The sequence below is a fragment of the uncultured Kiloniella sp. genome (genome assembly GCF_937128705.1).
In the GTDB taxonomy this organism is placed as follows: Bacteria; Pseudomonadota; Alphaproteobacteria; order Kiloniellales; family Kiloniellaceae; genus Kiloniella.
The window spans coordinates 19189-36721 of the sequence record NZ_CAKZMP010000265.1 but is presented as its reverse complement, the minus strand read 5'-3'; the positions used below and the strand labels follow the sequence as shown (position 1 = coordinate 36721).

Annotated in this window: 16 protein-coding genes; 4 read left to right on the top strand and 12 right to left on the bottom strand. The window is 46.4% G+C overall.

The genetic code is table 11. From position 1 onward, the window contains the following. A partial coding sequence (locus tag Q0241_RS13590; RefSeq protein WP_299378389.1) for a pseudouridine synthase occupies positions 1–767 on the bottom strand: 767 nt, incomplete at its 3' end. A 181-nt stretch (positions 768–948) separates the two neighbouring features. On the opposite strand from Q0241_RS13590, the gene Q0241_RS13585 reads away from it, so the two are divergent. After that, on the top strand, positions 949–1383 hold the full coding sequence (locus Q0241_RS13585; RefSeq protein WP_299378396.1) for a nucleoside deaminase: 435 nt from the start codon (positions 949–951) through the stop codon (positions 1381–1383). A 56-nt stretch (positions 1384–1439) separates the two neighbouring features. Here the strand turns inward: Q0241_RS13585 and purD are convergent, their stop codons facing one another. Further along, on the bottom strand, positions 1440–2720 hold the full coding sequence (gene purD, locus Q0241_RS13580) for a phosphoribosylamine--glycine ligase (protein WP_299378386.1): 1281 nt from the start codon (positions 2718–2720) through the stop codon (positions 1440–1442). Between the two features lie 216 nt (positions 2721–2936). Between purD and xseA the strand changes: the two genes are divergently transcribed. Both xseA and Q0241_RS13570 read left to right on the top strand, forming a co-directional pair. After that, complete coding sequence (gene xseA / locus Q0241_RS13575) at positions 2937–4550, top strand: exodeoxyribonuclease VII large subunit (protein ID WP_299378383.1); 1614 nt, start codon at positions 2937–2939, stop codon at positions 4548–4550. Further along, positions 4547–5368, top strand: coding sequence for a M23 family metallopeptidase (locus Q0241_RS13570; protein ID WP_299378381.1), 822 nt, complete (start codon positions 4547–4549; stop codon positions 5366–5368). Before xseA ends, Q0241_RS13570 begins: the two co-directional genes overlap by 4 nt. A gap of 5 nt (positions 5369–5373) precedes the next feature. On the opposite strand, the gene Q0241_RS13565 is transcribed toward Q0241_RS13570, so the two are convergent. The 10 genes from Q0241_RS13565 to Q0241_RS13520 all read right to left on the bottom strand — a co-directional run bounded on the left by Q0241_RS13565 (position 5374) and on the right by Q0241_RS13520 (position 17018). Then, positions 5374–6282, bottom strand: coding sequence for a lysophospholipid acyltransferase family protein (locus tag Q0241_RS13565; protein WP_299378379.1), 909 nt, complete (start codon positions 6280–6282; stop codon positions 5374–5376). Then, positions 6279–7283: a tetraacyldisaccharide 4'-kinase gene (gene lpxK, locus Q0241_RS13560; protein WP_299378377.1), complete on the bottom strand. Its 1005-nt coding sequence runs from the start codon at positions 7281–7283 to the stop codon at positions 6279–6281. Before lpxK ends, Q0241_RS13565 begins: the two co-directional genes overlap by 4 nt. Beyond that, the gene (locus Q0241_RS13555) at positions 7270–8004 is read right to left on the bottom strand and encodes a lysophospholipid acyltransferase family protein (protein ID WP_299378375.1); all 735 of its coding nucleotides are present in this window, start codon (positions 8002–8004) and stop codon (positions 7270–7272) included. Before Q0241_RS13555 ends, lpxK begins: the two co-directional genes overlap by 14 nt. Positions 8005–8036: 32 nt before the next feature. Further along, complete coding sequence (locus tag Q0241_RS13550) at positions 8037–9845, bottom strand: ABC transporter transmembrane domain-containing protein (protein ID WP_299378372.1); 1809 nt, start codon at positions 9843–9845, stop codon at positions 8037–8039. A 50-nt stretch (positions 9846–9895) separates the two neighbouring features. Continuing rightward, the gene (locus Q0241_RS13545; protein ID WP_299378370.1) at positions 9896–11242 is read right to left on the bottom strand and encodes a metallopeptidase TldD-related protein; all 1347 of its coding nucleotides are present in this window, start codon (positions 11240–11242) and stop codon (positions 9896–9898) included. Positions 11243–11468: 226 nt separating this feature from the next. Continuing rightward, the gene (gene leuA, locus Q0241_RS13540) at positions 11469–13142 is read right to left on the bottom strand and encodes a 2-isopropylmalate synthase (protein WP_299378368.1); all 1674 of its coding nucleotides are present in this window, start codon (positions 13140–13142) and stop codon (positions 11469–11471) included. Between the two features lie 447 nt (positions 13143–13589). After that, on the bottom strand, positions 13590–14051 hold the full coding sequence (locus Q0241_RS13535) for a PAS domain-containing protein (RefSeq protein ID WP_299378367.1): 462 nt from the start codon (positions 14049–14051) through the stop codon (positions 13590–13592). A gap of 19 nt (positions 14052–14070) precedes the next feature. Further along, a complete protein-coding gene (locus tag Q0241_RS13530; RefSeq protein WP_299378366.1) occupies positions 14071–15582 on the bottom strand; it encodes a UbiD family decarboxylase in 1512 nt (503 codons plus the stop codon). 9 nt (positions 15583–15591) lie between these two features. Continuing rightward, positions 15592–16041, bottom strand: coding sequence for an NfeD family protein (locus Q0241_RS13525; RefSeq protein WP_299378364.1), 450 nt, complete (start codon positions 16039–16041; stop codon positions 15592–15594). A gap of 5 nt (positions 16042–16046) precedes the next feature. Beyond that, positions 16047–17018, bottom strand: a complete 972-nt coding sequence (locus Q0241_RS13520; protein ID WP_299378363.1) for an SPFH domain-containing protein — start codon at positions 17016–17018, stop codon at positions 16047–16049. A 291-nt stretch (positions 17019–17309) separates the two neighbouring features. Here Q0241_RS13520 and Q0241_RS13515 point away from each other — a divergent pair, with 291 nt between their 5' ends. Then, a complete protein-coding gene (locus tag Q0241_RS13515) occupies positions 17310–17525 on the top strand; it encodes a DUF4170 domain-containing protein (protein WP_046503793.1) in 216 nt (71 codons plus the stop codon). Positions 17526–17533 lie beyond the last annotated feature (8 nt).

Below are 17533 nucleotides of genomic sequence, written 5' to 3'. Positions count from 1 at the left end.
ATCTCACGGTTCTTTCCCTCTTTCAAAGACATCAACATCCATGCGTTTGTCTTGGCTTGATGGGAAATACTGGCTTCGATAGGGGCGTAGTGAACGCCATCAATGGTAATACCTTCGGCAAGGGTTTTGATGTGTCTTTCATCAACCTGACCATGCACCCTGACACGATAGCGTCGGGTCCAGCCTGTGGCTGGCAATTCCATTTTACGCTTCAGTCCACCATCATTGGTGAATAGCAGCAGACCTTCCGAATTATAATCCAGTCGTCCAACAGGCTGAAGACGCGGAAGATCTTTGGGAAGGTGGTCAAAAACAGTGTCTCGACCTTCTGGGTCGCGTGCTGCTGTTATTTGTCCCTTTGGCTTGTGATATTTCCACAGGCGTGGGCGTTCCGGTAAAGGAAGTGGTTCGCCATTTACTTCGATAGCATTGTCCGGCCCAACAACAATTGCTGGTGTCTCCAGCACTTTGCCATCAAGTTTGACACGACCTTCTGCAATCCAGCGTTCGGCATCGCGTCTGGAACACAGCCCAGCACGTGCGATCACCTTTGCAATGCGCTCTTTCTTATCGGAAAGTTCGATTGTTTCAACAGCAGGTTTTGTATCTTGCTGAGTACTTTTCCCAGAAGGCTTCCCTTTGTAGGGGCGATTGACCCCCTTAGCCTTAAAGGCATTGCCTTTTGTGCTTGGGCCTTTGGCACTCGAACCTTTGGTGTTCGAACTGGGTTTTTGGCGATTTGGTCGTGTCGATTTTGAGTTTGTCATGGCCGGAATGTATGCTCGACTTTGGCTTCTGTCTACTGTGAATAAAACAAACGTCCTATGCAGTGGCAATCTTTAGGTGATCTTTTGCTCTTCTACTTGACCAATTCATGTTTTCCAATGAGAGTCCCTAGCTATGGAAAAAAAACAGAAATCACAGGTTTGCAAAAAACCGGGCGAAGCTATGGCGCTTGCTTTGAAGGAAGCAAAAAAAGCGGCTGACGCAGGCGAAGTACCCGTTGGGGCTGTGATTGTGGATCGGGACAGCGGGCGAGTATTGGCACAGGCGCATAACCGCGTCGAACGGGATCGTGACCCGACTGCACATGCTGAAGTACTCGCAATAAGAGCTGTTGGAAAGCTCCAGAACAGTGCCCGGCTGGAAAGCTGCGACCTCTACGTTACGCTAGAGCCATGTCCTATGTGTGCGACGGCAATCTCTTTCGCACGTATCCAACGGGTTTATTACGGTGCATATGATCCCAAGGGTGGCGGTGTGGATCATGGTCCCAGAGTTTACGAGCACCCAACCTGCCATCATGCGCCCGAGGTATATGGTGGTATTCGGGAAGCGGAGTGTGCCGAAATTCTTAAAACCTTCTTTCAGGAGCGTCGATAAACTGTCTAGTCCAAGGACTTTACTGGTACGACCTTAATATTGCCTTGAGGCGTTAATCAGGCGTTACGCGCCAATTCCCGCCAACCGATATCACGACGGCAAAAGCCTTGGTCCCATGTAATTTTATCCACGGCCTGATAGGCTTTGTTCTGTGCTTCTTTGATATCAGATCCCAAAGCGGTTACACCCAGAACCCGTCCTCCGACAGCTTGTAAACTGTCGTCTTTACCTCGGACTGTGCCAGCATGAAAAATTGTGACCGCTGGGTCGGCGCCTGCGTTATCAACACCTTCTATGACAGTATTCTTTTCATAAGCTGCGGGATAACCTTTTGCAGCCATGACAACCAGTAATGCGGTTTCATCATGCCATTCGAGCTTGATATCCTCTATGCCGCCCTGTGCAGAAGCCAAAAGTGCTGGAAGGATATCAGACTTTAAGCGCAAGCAAAGCGCCTGACATTCCGGGTCGCCAAAACGGACATTGTATTCGATCAATCTTGGGCCAGTTTCGGTCAGCATAAGTCCGGCAAACAGAACACCTTTATAAATATGGCCCTCAGATTTCATGCCTTCGATTGTTGGTTTGATGCATTGCTCAAGAACCTGTTGCTCTAACTCTGGCGTCAGGATCGTTGCCGGCGAGTAAACACCCATGCCACCCGTGTTCGGGCCGGTATCACCTTCGCCAACACATTTGTGATCCTGTGCTGAGGCTAGCGGGAGGTAATTTTCGCCATCAGTCAAAACAAAGAAGCTGACCTCTTCACCTTGCATGAATTCTTCGATGACGACTTCTGCGCCTGCTGCCCCAAATGCACGACCAGAAAGCGCTTCTTCAACGGCGGTGTGGGCTTCTGCTAATGTCATGGCGACGGTAACGCCTTTACCAGCAGCTAGACCATCGGTCTTGATAACAATTGGTGCCCCTTGTTCGTCGAGGTATTTTTTTGCAGCGTTAAGGTCCGTGAAGCGCTGATAGCTGGCTGTTGGTACATTGTACTTTGCACAGATATCTTTCATGAAGCCTTTCGAGCCTTCCAATTCTGCTGCGGCAGCTGAAGGACCAAAGGCGGGAATGTTAATGGCGTTCATACGATCGACGAGACCATCGACAAGCTGAGCTTCTGGGCCGACCACAACAAATCCGATGTCATTCTGTTGTACAAAAGCAACCAGACCATCCAGATCGTCTGCCTTTATGGGCAGGCATTCCGCAACGTCAGAAATTCCGGCGTTGCCCGGGGCACAATAAAGTTTTTCGCACAAGGGAGATTTGGCAATAGACCAACACAGGGCGTGTTCACGGCCACCAGATCCAACGACGAGAATTTTCATTTTGTGCTCCCGAATATTAGGGTCAATTAATCTGGCAAGCTTATGCCCTATCCACTCTCAGAATACCAGAACTAGTGCAGAAAAGTTTTGTCAAAAATCTCGTATGTGTCATTGGTTTTATGGAGAAGATTTGTTTTTTGAATAGAAGTAAGAAAATAGCGCGTAAACAGCGATTGGTCTGTCGACTTTGCTGGGACGGATGTTTAGGATGACCGCATGAATGATTTGTTTTCTACACCCCAACCAAAAAAAACAGCGTCTAAATCAGCACCGTCTAAATCTGCTGATACGCGTGGTAATCCGGCAGAAGCACGTGGAAATAACGCGCCAGCACTGAGCGTTAGCGAGATTTCTAACTCTATCAAGCGGGAACTTGAAACCCGGTTTGACCGTGTTCGTGTGCGTGGCGAAATTTCTGGTCTTAAGCGCGCTGCATCAGGGCATATTTATATGTCACTGAAAGATGAAAATGCAGTTTTGAGCGTGATCTGTTGGCGGGGGCAGGCAAGTAAACTGGCTTTTGATCCTCAAGATGGTCTTGAAGTCATTGTAACGGGGCGCATTACAAGTTATCCGGGGCGATCCAACTATCAAATTGTTATTGATAGTATGGAAATTGCCGGCGAAGGCGCTTTGCTCAAACTTTTGGAAGAGCGTAAAAAGAAGCTTGCTTCAGAAGGATTGTTTTCTGACGAACGCAAACGGGCTATTCCCTTCCTGCCAGAGGTAATTGGCGTTGTAACGTCGCCTACAGGGGCGGTAATTCGTGATATCATGCATCGATTATCTGATCGATTTCCGCGTCACGTTCTTGTCTGGCCTGTACTGGTCCAGGGTGAAGGCGCGGCAGAGCAAATTGCCAGAGCGATTGATGGCTTTAATGCACTTGATCCGAATGGGGACATTCCCCGACCTGATACGCTGATCGTTGCGCGTGGGGGCGGTAGCCTTGAAGATCTATGGGCCTTTAACGAAGAAGTTGTGGTTCGCGCTGCGGCTAATTCTAAAATTCCACTGATTTCCGCGGTTGGTCATGAAACGGATACAACGTTGATTGACTTTGCCTCTGACAGACGCGCGCCTACACCAACGGCGGCGGCCGAGATGGCGGTGCCTGTCCGGGCAGAGCTGATTGGTGAAGTTCAGAATATAGGCCGACGGATTTATGCCGGTGCAAACCGTTTAATGGGGGAGCGTCGGATGCAGATAGAGGCCCTTGCAAGGGGCCTTCCAGATCCAAGGCGTTTGATTGAAGAAAAGACCCAACGGCTGGATGATCGTGTTGAACGCATGCGAAATGCGATGAAGGGTTATTTACGCCATCAAACATCTGAATTGTCTGAGCTTTCGGCTCGTTTACCGCATCCTAAGCAACAAATTCTGCTTGCTTCACATCAGCTGTCGTCACTAAGTGATCGGTTTGAGGGAGTGGGAGACCAGATTGTCCCGGTGCGACAATTCGAGATGGATAAACTTGATTCTGGGCGTCGTATGGCATCAGCGACAGCGTTGCGATTGGAACGTGCAAAAAATGAGATTACTTCTTTGGACCGTGTTCTTGAGGGGGTTTCTTATAAAAACGTGTTGAAACGTGGTTTCTCTGTTGTCCGAGGGGCTGATGGCAATGTTCTTACGGCTGCGGATATAGGTGATGGTACGAAGCTAGATATCGAATTTGCGGATAATGCTTTTATTCAAGCTATTGCGAATGAGGGTGAGGAGGGCGGAACGGCAGGGACCACTTCGCAACCAGCTCCCAAAAAAATACAGAAAAAAACGCAAAAGAAAAAATCTGATACGACAGATACTGCTCAGGGAAGTTTATTATGATGAAGCCTTTATTGGTGTGTTTTATCGCGCTTTCGGCATTGGTTTCTTCAGCATTGGCAGATGATAATATTTCTGTGCGGGGAGAATTTATTCAGGGCGGGATCATCATCGGTAAAGCGCCAAGCGGAACAAAAATTTTTCTTAATCAAGAGGTTATAAAACTTTCCGAGCAAGGCGATTTTGTTTTTGGGTTTGGACGTGATGCCGAAGGTGTTATCGAGCTTAGTATTCAAAAGCCGAACGGAGAAATTCAAACCCAGAATTATGAAATTAAGAAACGGGATTATGCAATTCAGCGTATAGAGGGGGTTGCGAAAAAATATGTATCTCCCCCCAAAGAAGTCTCGGATCGTATCAGTCGTGATGCAGCGGTAGTTGCCAAAGCAAGAACATCAAATTTTGATGAACCCATGTATGCGTCTGGTTTTATCTGGCCAGCTCAGGGCCGTATCTCTGGCGTATATGGTAGTCAGCGGGTCTTTAATGGGGTTCCTAAACGACCACACTACGGTGTGGATGTAGCGGCACCTGTGGGAACACCTATTCTTGCTCCGGCACCGGGCATCGTGACCTTAGCCGAGCCAGATCTCTACTATTCCGGTGGGACTGTGATTCTTGATCATGGGCACGGTTTGTCATCGACATTCCTGCATATGGATAGCGTGACAGCTAAAGTTGGTGATTTTCTCACTCAAGGGGATCAACTGGGAACACTTGGCGCAACCGGGCGTGTGACCGGTCCGCATTTGGACTGGCGCATGAATTGGTTTAAAGAACGGGTCGATCCGGTAACCCTTGTTGGTCAAATGCCTAAATAAGGTGTTCAGGAGTTTTCTTTGAGGTTTCTATAAGCTTCTTTGGGCCAACGACGATGTAGCCAGAGCCAATCTCCTGGCTTTTCCCTGATCCAGCCCTCTATGATGCTGTTAAGCTCTGTCATACCCTCTAATCCCGCTTGGTCTCGGGGAACATTATTTGGGAAGTCAATTGCAGAATGACAAACGAGGTGAAAGCTTGCTGGGCCTGTTCTTATACATTGGATAGGGAAGACAACAGCGTTTGGCTTACTCCCAAGTAATGCAGGGGCCGCTGGTGTCATAGAAGGAATGCCGAAAAAGGGTGCTTCAATGCCGTCGTTCATTTTTTGATCGGCAAGAATTCCGACAGCAGACTTGTTTTTGATGGCTTTTAGGGATGCTCTGGCACCTTCGACGCCTTTGGCTGCGGAAATATTCCCGGTAGAGGTGCGGATATTATCAATGGCATTGGCAACAAGCGGGTTATTGGGCTGGCGCACAATAATTGTTTGCGGATAACCACGCAGTGCGGCCGTCATCGGAAGAACTTCCCAGTTACCGATATGGGCGCCAACAAAAATTAAGGCCTTGCCTTTTACTTCTGGCGCTTCGAACCTTTCAATACCTTCGACGGTAATATAACCACGATCTGTTCTTACGATTTCTTGTAGGTGAGGGTATTCAAAAATAACACGACCCAAGTTATCCCACATATCATGGATAATTTGTTTGCGGCCTTTTTCTGATAGCTCTGGCATTGCAAGGCGCAGGTTAAGATCTGCTTTACGTGATATGCCAAGTCGGGGGCCAATTGTTCGCCCTAAGAAGCCACCAAAATTAGAGCAAGCTTTTACAGGAAACAGGCCAACCAGACATAGCAAAAAACGAAAGCCGATGGCTTCAACTTTATGTCGAAAAGAGACATCGCTTGTCATGTGTTTCCTGTTAATTTGTGCAAAAGAGAATTTATAAATTGTGGATTATCCCAAACGGCGTGAATGGGCAAGCAAGAGATTTTCTCTTTATATGTTTCAGGAATTTTTACGAAGTCTTTTTCTGTTGTAAAAATAGCAGCCGCGTCAAATCCACGGGCAAGAGACATAATCTGTTTTAGATCAGATTCGGTATATTGATGGTGGTCTGGAAAATTCTTGGTTCCGCAGATTTGTGCAGAATAATCTTTCAGTGTGCTGTAAAATTTTTGCGGATACCCAATCCCTGCAAAAGCAAAAATATTCTTCTGTTTCAGTGTTGCCTGAATGGTTTTATCAGCAGGTGTTATTGTTACATTCGAAACGTCTTTCCCGTCGAAAATGTCAGCTAATTCTGGATTGATAGTCTCATCAGGCTGCTTGATGATAAAAATAGCGTCGGCACGCTTTAGGCCATCGGTTATGTTTTCTCGCAGAGGACCAGAAGGGATCAGACGATTGTTAGAAAAACCAATTTTGTTATCTACGACGATAATCGATAAATCTTTTTGAAGGGCAGGGTTCTGAAAACCGTCATCGAGAAGAATGACGTTTGCGCCCTCTTTTATCGCTGCTCTTGCGCCGTCGATCCTTTTTTTACTGACCCAAACCGGTGTTGTTTGTGAATTCGCAAGGGCCATCATCAACGGTTCATCGCCCACTTCACGTGCAGAGTGCTGTGATGGTAATACGCGCAGCGGACCTTCTTGTGAGCCGCCATACCCACTTGAAACGATGTGTGGGTTTTTCCCCATCTGTTGAAGTGTATTAGCTAATGAAAGAGTAATGGGAGTTTTCCCGCTACCACCTGCCGTTAGATTACCAATGCAAATGACGGGAACATCGACCTTCGTCGGAGAGGCTAGTTTTTGGCGTAGGATACTGCCTAGATAATAAAAGCCGGACAAGGGCAGCAGCAAAGTACTGATAAGGCCACGATGGTTCCAAAACTCAGGTGTTCGCATCTGAAGTCTCTGATGCAGGTAGAGGATCTGGTTGGATTAGATCTTGACCAAATGACTGGTCAGCCATGTGCGTTAGTTCGTTTAGCTGATTTTCTAGTTCCAAGCGATATGCTTCCTGTTGTTCTTTAGAAGCATTTCTTTCAACATAAATTGGTGTGCCCCAAATAATAATACCCTTTGTAAAGGGGGCGGGTAAAACAAAACGATCCCAAGAATTAAAGACTTTACGATTTGCGACGGTTCCTGTGACAGGAAGTATCGGTCTTCCGGTCATCTGCGCAGCCTTGATGGCCCCGATTTTTGCACGCATCCTGGGACCTTTGGGGCCGTCTGGGGTTATGCCTATTGCACAGCCTTTTTCTAGGGTACGCTTAAGGTTAACCAATGCAGTTGCGCCACCTCTTCTGCTGGAGCCTTCAACTGTGTTAAAGCCGAGATTTTCAATGGATTTTGCGATAACACGGCCATCTCTATGAGCCGAGATAAGCATATGGAACTTGCTACGGTCACTGTCTTTCCAAGCATTGAACATCATGATCATACGTGCATGCCAGAAGCAGCCGATTATGTTCGAATCGCCATCCAGATATTTTCGGGTTTCGTCAGGAATGACTTCCTGCCAACGAACCGTATTGCGTACAAGGGATATGTAGCTAGAAATTAATCTGGCGATAAGGTTTTGGAAAAAGGTTGAACGGAGTATCCGTTTTGATAGCTTCATAATCTTTTTCGGGCAGATTCCTTTAGTAGCCTTTAAACTGGCTGTGAAGCCTCATTGATTTTTCCGGCTTCTTCGGCAAATTGTAACGCGTACAGCTTTGCATAGGTCCCAGATTTTTTCAGTAGCTGGGTGTGCGTACCTTCTTCGATAATTTTCCCTTTATCCATTACATAGATCATGTCTGCGTCAATCACGGTTGAAAGGCGGTGGGCAATGACAAAGGTGGTTCGACCTTTCATCAAGGTATTGAGTGCGGTTTGAACGTGCCGTTCTGATTCCGTATCCAAAGCGGAAGTTGCTTCGTCCAATAGTAGAACAGGTGCGTCTTTCACCATTGCGCGGGCAATAGCAACACGTTGTCGTTGCCCGCCGGATAGTCTTGATCCCCGGGGACCAACTTGGGTGTCATAACCTTCAGGCAGGGAAAGAATAAAATCATGGGCATGCGCATTTTTGGCTGCTTCGATTATTTCTTCCTCGCTGGCATCAGTTTTCCCATAAGCGATGTTGGATCTGACAGTATCGTCAAATAACTGGATTTCCTGACTGACCAACGCTGTTGCCTGCCTGAGGCTGCTCAAGTTCACATCGCGGATATCTTGACCATCAAAGGTAATTTTACCTTTGGTAACATCATAAAATCTAGGGATGAGGTTGAGAATGGATGTTTTCCCTGCACCTGAAGCCCCGACAAGGGCAATGGTCTTGTTGGCTTTTGCTGTCAGGTTGATGGCTTCGAGTGCTGATGTATTGTCGTCGTAATTGAAATAAACATCTTTAAAAACCACATCGCCTTTTGTTATTTCAAGCTCTTTGGCGTCAGAGGGATCTTTGATGTTTGGCTCGCTATCAAGGATAGAATAGACCCGATGGGCCGCAGCCAAGCCAGTTTGCATGTTCGCATTAAGCTTGGACAGCTTCTTAATTGGTTCATAAGCGAGTAAAAGCGCTGTGATAAAAGCAAAGAAGGAGCCCGGATCTTTGGTGCCTTGGATGACTTCGTTCCCGCCGTAAAGAATAACAATCGCAATGGCAATGCCGCCGAGTGTCTCCATGATGGGGGACAGGATAGAACTGGTTCTTGCTGCTTTGAGGTTCAGGCGTAATACGGTCAAGATTGTTTCGGAAACGCGCTTGGTTTCGTGATCTTCCATATTATAGGCTTTGACGTGACGAATACCTTGGAAGGCTTCGTCCAGTCGTGTTGTTAAAAGCCCCATTGATTCCTGAGTGTTTGTTGAAACCTTGCGTATTCTTTTACCTGTTTTTGCTATCGGCAGAATTGCGGTTGGAAAGGCTGCAAAGGCAATGGTTGCTAAAAACCAGTCTTGATAGAACATCATGCCGATGAGCCCGACAGCAGTTAAGGTATCTTTACCGATGGATGTCAGGGTATTCGACACCACACCTTTGAGCATGTTGGCATCGTTCATAAATCTGGAAACCAGATTCCCAGGCGATTCCTCGTGAAAGTAGGCGAGGTCGGCACGCATCAATTTTCTGAAGAGCTGTTCTTGGATTGTCGCTATAATCTCTAAGCCGACGTGTTGCATCAACATGGATTGGGCGTAGGTCGCAGCACCTTTTACAAAGAAAATGCCTATAACGCCCAGCGCGATTGGTAGTAATAAATCTTCCTGTCGTTTCAGAAAGATATCATTGATTATGGGTTCCATCTGTTTGGCAAGCATCACTGTTGAGCCGGCAACAAATGCCATTGCAATCAAAGAGAAGGCTATTTTGACGAGTTGTCCTGAGACATAGTCTTTGAAGAGGCGTTTAATTAGAAATTGTGTGGAGGCATCTCCTAATTTCATTTTGTTCGATTTTGTACTCGACATTTTCGCCTATATCAATCTGAGAAGAACATTCTTATGGGGATGGTGATTTGTTAGTTACCTGCGACGGTCATGCCATCAATACGGATTGTTGGGGCATTGCTACCATAGCGGAAAACAAGATCACTTGCGGGGGTAAGGTTCAAGAACATGTCTTTGAGATTACCTGCAATTGTTGCTTCCGATACGGGATAGGCAATCTCGCCATTCTCAATCCAGTAACCACCTGCACCACGGCTATAATCGCCTGTGAGACCGTTTACACTTGATCCCATCATCTCGGTGACGAAGAAGCCTTGTTTAATATCTTTGATTAACTCTACTGGGGACAGTTTGCCTGCTTCCATATAGAGATTGGTTGGAGAAGGAGACGGGTTTCCGGATGTACCTCTGGATGCATGTCCGGTGCTTTGTAATCCAAGCTGCCTCGCAGAAGAAAGGCTAAGAAGCCAAGTTAGTAGGACGCCGTCTTCAATAATGTTTTGTTTTCTATTTCCAAGACCCTCGCCATCAAAAGGTTTGGACCGTAGGCCACGGTGAAGGTGGGGATCATCAACGATATTGATGCCATCAGCAAAGATTTTTTTGTTTAGAGATTCTTTGAGAAAACTAGTGCCTCGTGCGATTGCTGGGCCCGTGATGGCACCTATCATATGCCCCATGATGCTGGATGAAACTCGTGGATCATAAACAACACTGATATCATTTAGTGTGTCTGGCTTACGAGGGTTTAGGCGTTTTATTGCTTTGTCGGCTGCATTTTTACCGATCTCTGTGGGGTTGGTCAGATCGCCACCATACACAGCGCTAGAAAAATCATAGTCTCTTTCCATGGTCTCTTTCTCACCTGCGAGAACAGAGACTGAAATAGAATGCCCTGATGAATTATAGGCCCCGGAAAACCCATTGGACGCGGCAAGAGCGATTGAGGCTTCTCCCCATGAAGCTTCTGCTCCACCGGAATTTGTAATACCTTCAACACTAAGAGCGGCTTCTTCGCATTCTTTGGCGCGGTTGATGAGTTCATCCGCAGAGGGCTCTACCGAATCATAAATATCAAGTTCAGGAAAAGACTTGGTAATTTGTTCTGCGTCTGCAATTCCGGCATAAGGATCTTCGGGGACAACCCGTGCCATAGAAATAACGCGCTCTACCAACTCATCAATAGCAGCTGGTGACGAATCACTAGACGAAACGACAGCATTTCTTTTTCCAATAAAAACCCGCAGGCCGAGATCATTGCTTTCTTCACGCTCCAGTTTCTCCATCTTCCCAAGTCGTTGAGCATGGGAAACAGATACTGACCTGAACATCAGCGCATCAGCGGAGTCTGCTCCGGCCGCTTTTGCTTTTTTGATCAGATCTTCCAACAGGTTCTGTGAGTCACTGGACGAAGGCATAAATATTCCTAGCTTTGAAAAAGTTACGCTACATATATAGGCTACGAACAAGCAGTGATAAAGCCGCAGAGCTTGGATTATTTCGTTTTAATGCTATAAAAATATTGTCATATGCTTCGTGCGCAATCGAAGAAACTCCATTCATCAACAAATAATGGAGTAAAAATAAAAACAGCGCCAGAAAATCTGACGCTGTTTGATGGGGAAACAAGCTCTACTAAAGAACTTAATTTTCCAATATTTGATTAGTTGCAGAAACAATGGCCTTGATTGACGCGACTGTTGTATTGGAATCAATTCCAACGCCCCATACCGTTTCACCTTCGGAAGTTTTCAGTTCCAAATAAGCCACAGCCTTGGCATCTGATCCATGGGTCAGAGAATGCTGGTGGTAATCTTCGACGCTCAGCCGTACGCCCAGGTTTTCTGCGATGGCATCTGTGAAGCCAGCAATAGGACCGTTTCCTTTGCCGGAAATCTCTTTGGCTTCACCAAAATGATTAATCTTTGCCGTTAGATGGCGGATCTCGGCTGCATGAGTATCAGGTACAGTTGTGTGGGAAAGAAATTCGACAGGAGATGTCGAGCACAAATATGACTTTTCGAAGCTGTCCCAGATAATTTGAGGTGTGATTTCTTTGCCTGTTGTTTCTGCAATATTTTGGATTTTTTTCGAGAAATTCACTTGCAGATCACGTGGAAGATCCATGTGGTAATCATTCTGCATGATATAGGCGACACCGCCTTTACCCGATTGGCTGTTAATTCGGATAATGGCTTCGTAACTCCGACCAATATCCTGAGGGTCAATTGGCAAATAAGGAACTTCCCATTGATCCGAGTTATTTGCTTTTAGAGCCACCATCCCTTTTTTGATTGCGTCCTGATGAGACCCTGAGAAGGCTGTGTAAACCAGCTCACCAACCCAAGGATGTCGCTGGTGAACGGGAAGTTGGTTACAGTATTCTGCGGTTTCTTTGATGTTGTTGATATCAGAAATATCCAGATTTGGATCAACGCCCTGGGTCATCATATTGACGGCAAGTGTGACCAAGTCAACGTTGCCTGTACGCTCTCCATTACCAAAAAGGGTGCCTTCTACGCGATCTGCGCCAGCCAACAAGCCTAATTCAGTAGCCGCAATACCAGTTCCTCTATCGTTATGCGGGTGAAGAGAAATAATGACTGAATCACGATTTTTGACGTTGTTGCAGAACCATTCAATCTGATCTGCATGGACGTTTGGCGTGGACATTTCCACGGTTGCTGGCAGGTTCAGGATAACTTTATTTTCCGGGCTGGCTTCCCATACGTCCATTACCGCTTCACAGATATCCCGTGCGAAGGGCATTTCTGTGCCGGTAAAGCTTTCGGGGGAGTATTGGTGCGTAATTTTTGTTTCAGGAACTGTTGGGATAAGCTCTTTTATCAACTTGGCACCAGCTACCGCGATATCGATAATTCCCTGTTTGTCTTGCCTGAAGACAACGCGACGCTGTAGTTCTGATGTGGAGTTATATAAATGTACGATGACATTTTTGGCCCCGCGAATGCTTTCAAAGGTTCTGCGAATCAGGTGTTCTCTTGATTGGGTCAAAACCTGAATGCTGACATCATCGGGGATCATGTCTTCTTCGATAAGGGTTCTTAAAAAATCATAATCGGTCTGGGATGCAGAGGGAAAACCAACTTCTATTTCCTTGAACCCCATATCCAAAAGCAGCTTGTACATCTTCAATTTGCGCGTGGTATCCATTGGCTCGATAAGAGCCTGGTTGCCGTCACGTAAATCGACAGAGCACCATATTGGTGCTTTTTCAATTGTCTTTCCGGGCCAAGTACGATTGTCCAACTTGACGGTTTCAAAGGGTTGATAACGTTCAAATGGCATCTTGTTCATTGTTTTATTCTTTCTTTTTTTCGGGGCGCTCTCAATTTTGGGCGCAGCATCCGAGTAATTAAGCTCTATGATAATATCGTTATGTTTTTAGCGGCAATAAGTACGATCACCGAGGGCCGCTTAATGGCCGCGATGATCGTCAATAAGTCGTAGGTTGCCGAGGAGTGAGCTGCAGAAATTGCGCTCTAACTGCTTTAGTTGAGATTGTTGTGTTGCAGAATTTACTTGGCCCATGGTTGGGCAGTCTGTTTTATTGTTTGATGAAGTAAACATATTGCGGTTCCAGTTAATTCCGAGCTGCGAATAGCATAAACCCCGGCACTCTCATTCAGGAGGCCGGGTTAATAAGTCGCTCTAGTAGGCTCAGAATTTTTCCGCTTTTTGTCATGGCTAATAAGATGCGTTGCATTTTATCCGGGGTCAAGTGAAGAATTGGAAATCAATTCGTCAATGTAACCTGCTGTGGTCTTTCAGAAAATCAACACCAATGAAAAGCATATTTACATTTTTACCATCAGCAGACAGCGGCAGAATAATATCTTCGATAAATTTAAACTCTTTATACTTCCCAAGGTAAGGTGGGTTAGCGATTACAGGATGTTTGTTGACGACAGCGTCTTCAAGGAAGTTCCAGAGTTTGCTAGGTTTTTTCTGATGCGGTATTTGCGACATCCAGGTCCCTGTCGGGTTCTGGTTTATATGGCTCACAATTTCTGATCCAACTAATCTGTATCTGAAATCCAGAGGTTCGGCCTGGACTTCATGAATTAAGATGTTTGGTAACAGATGGCCGAGATCTGCGGGGTCCAGATCTGCACGCGCAGGCATTAACTTGTCGCCTTTTTGTTGGTTCCAGTACTGATAGATTTCAAAATTTTTAACAGATTTTAATTTCTGTGGATCAAACACTTAATTTTCTTTCAGTACGTTATTTTTTCCAGATGGCTTTGCCAGAACCGGGAAGGCCTAGATCGGCCCACATATCATTGACCTTATCGATAACATCTTGATCCATTCTGATCTCTTCGCCCCATTCGCGTTTTGTTTCAGGCTCCCATTTGTCTGTTGCATCCAGACCAATTTTGGATCCCAAGCCGCTTTCAGGTGAGGCAAAGTCGAGATAATCGATTGGAGTTCCTTCGATAACCGTGATGTCCCGCGCAGGGTCCATTTTGGTTGATACCGCCCACATTACATCTTTCCAATCGCGTGCATTAATGTCGTCATCAACAACAATAACCCACTTTGTATACATGAATTGGCGTAGATACGACCAAACACCAAGCATGACACGTTTGGCATGCCCGGGGTATGCCTTCTTCATGGAAACGACCGCAATCCGATAGCTACATCCTTCAGGCGGGAGCCAAAAGTCGGTGATTTCCGGAAATTGTTGCTGAATGAGCGGGATGAAGACTTCGTTCAATGCTTCACCTAAAACAGATGGCTCGTCCGGTGGGCGCCCTGTAAAGGTCGAAAGGTAAATTGGGTTTTTCCGCATGGTGATGGCAGTGACGGTGAAAACGGGGAAGGGTTCCACAGAATTATAATACCCTGTGTGATCACCGTATGGGCCTTCATCTCCGTATTCATCGAGACTAACAAAACCTTCCAGAATTATTTCTGCATTCGCAGGAACCTTCAGGGGAACTGTTTTACAATCGACCAGCTCAACTTTTTTTCCGCGCAACAGACCCGCGAATTGATATTCCGAGAGCGTATCTGGAACAGGCGTTACAGCGGCAATGATTGTTCCGGGATCTGAACCGAGAACAACTGCGGCTGGCAAGGGATCGGGCTTCTGGTTTTTCCAACGAGCATAGTGTTGTGCGCCGCCCCGATGTTTGAGCCAGCGCATAAGTGTTTTGTCTTTGCCCAGAACCTGCATTCTATATATGCCCAGGTTATAGACATCTGTTTTTTCGTCACCGGGGCCTTTTGTTACAACAAGTGGCCAGGTAATCAGCGGCGCGGGTTCCCCGGGCCAACAGGTCTGGATAGGCAATTTTGCGAGATCAATGTCATCGCCAGTGAGAACAACTTCCTGACAAGGGGCGGAAGAAACACTTTTGGGCTTCATTGCCATTACTGTTTTCAGTAGCGGTAAATTGCTCCACGCTTCTTTCAAACTTGCAGGCGGTTCCGGTTGGCGAAGAAAAGCAAGGGTTTCTCCTACTTCTCTTAACTGTTCTGGTGTTCGTTCCATGCCAAGAGCGACACGTTCGACCGTTCCAAAAAGATTGACCAGGACGGGCATGCCATAGGGCGTTCCGTCCTGGTGCACGACGTTTTCAAAAAGGACCGCGGGTCCTTTTTCTGCCAACAACCTTGTTTGTATCTCGGTCATTTCCAGTTCTGGAGATACCGGATGTGAGACTCTGACTAAGCGACCTTGGTTTTCAAGGTGAGAGATAAAATCCCGTAACGAGGCGTATGGCATTAGATGAAATCATGCTTCTTCTGGTTCAACGATTAAGGCTGTGCCTTCAACGCTGGTTATACTCACCTTCGTACCCTCAGGTAAATCCCTACCTTTGATTTTCCAAAGAACACCATTGACTGTTTCCCGACCCATGCCGTTTTTCAGACTGGCTGTAAGGGTGAAGCTGTATCCAATAAGATCTGAACCGCGTTTGTTGAGGTTTGGATTATCTGACGCAGGCGGATTTTTGCGTGCATAGATACGCCAAACGGCAACGGAAACAACGGAAAGAACCGCGAAGATAATAATCTGCTTTTCCCAAAGTAAATCAGGAAAAATGTAGAGTAATCCGCCGACAATCCCCGCTGAGATTCCCATCCACAGCGCAATAGCTCCGGGGGCAAAAACTTCAACGGCCAATAGGAACAGGGCAAACACCCACCAGTACCAGAATTCTACGCCAGATAGATCGACCATCTGATTTATGCTCCGTCTTTGCTGTCAGTGGACCAAGGCGATTTGGATGATGTTGTGCTGTCATCACCAAGAGCTGCTTTTGCCAGTTCAGCAACACCTGCGATCGAACCAAGAATGCCTGTCGCTTCCATTGGCAAAATCATTGTTTTCTGGTTTGGAGAATCTGCGAACTTGCCAAAGGCCTCGACATATTTTTGGGCGACAAAATAATTGATGGCCTGAATGTCCCCCTCGGCGATTGACCTAGATACTGATTCAGCCGCTTTTGCTTCGGCTTCGGCTTCACGCTCACGGGCTTCGGCATCGCGGAAAGCCGATTCTTTACGCCCTTCAGCTTCCAGGATTGCCGATTGCTTTAGACCTTCTGCGCGCAGGATCTGTGCCTGGCGGACACCTTCAGCTTCGAGAATGTTTGCCCGTTTGTCACGTTCTGCCTTCATCTGACGGGCCATGGATTCAATCAAATCAGCCGGTGGTGTAATATCTTTGATATCAATACGTGTGACCTTCACGCCCCAAGGCGCGGTTGCTTCGTCGACAACAGTAATCAGCTCGGCGTTGATTTTGTCGCGTTGTGATAAAAGTGCATCGAGGTCCATAGATCCCATAACGGTACGTATGTTTGTCATGGTCAGGTTCAGTATCGCACGCTCAAGATTCCTGACTTCATACGCAGCCATTGCCGCATCGAGAATTTGATAAAAGACAACACCATCAACTTGAACAGAGGCGTTATCCTTGGTGATAACTTCCTGTGATGGAACATCCATAACGGTTTCCATCATGTTAAGCTCGGCACCGACACGGTCAACGATTGGAACAATCAAATTCAATCCGGGAGATAATGTTTTGGTGTATCTGCCAAATCTTTCAATTGTGTATTCAGTTCCCTGAGGTACGGATTTTACCCCCATAAGCACGAGTATGACCGCGAGCACGACGACTGCGATAGCAAAAATGGAAAAAGCCGAAAGCATGTTAACCCCTTGAATGAATTTTTTAAATTTATACAACCTGTGCGATGAGTATAGCGTATAAAAACAGAAACTAAATTCTTTAATATTCGTATTGTTTATATTGGCATTTTAATCTTAAAGCCCTGTTTTACAAGACTTCTGCGATAGGTGTGATTTGTCTTAGATGCTTTTATTCATTTTTTTACGCACTTTTCTGAATTTTTTTCTATTACTCTTTTGTTAAGGGGCCTATAGTACCCAGAAGTGCGTATGTACCGAGACAATTTCGGCGATTAGTATAGAGTAACAGTAATGGCACAACAGTTTTTTGTGGTAGGCGGCGAATATGCAGATACATCTTTCTGCGAAGCCGTTGGGGGGGACGAAGAGTGGATCGGCCCGTTTGCAGATTATGAATCCGCAAAAAAAGAGTGGTCACGTAGAGCGTGGCTGACGGTCGATGAGTGCACAACACGTTTCCGGATTGAGAGAGTCGATAAAGACGCTCCTCCGCCCTGTACCGACTAAATAACGTA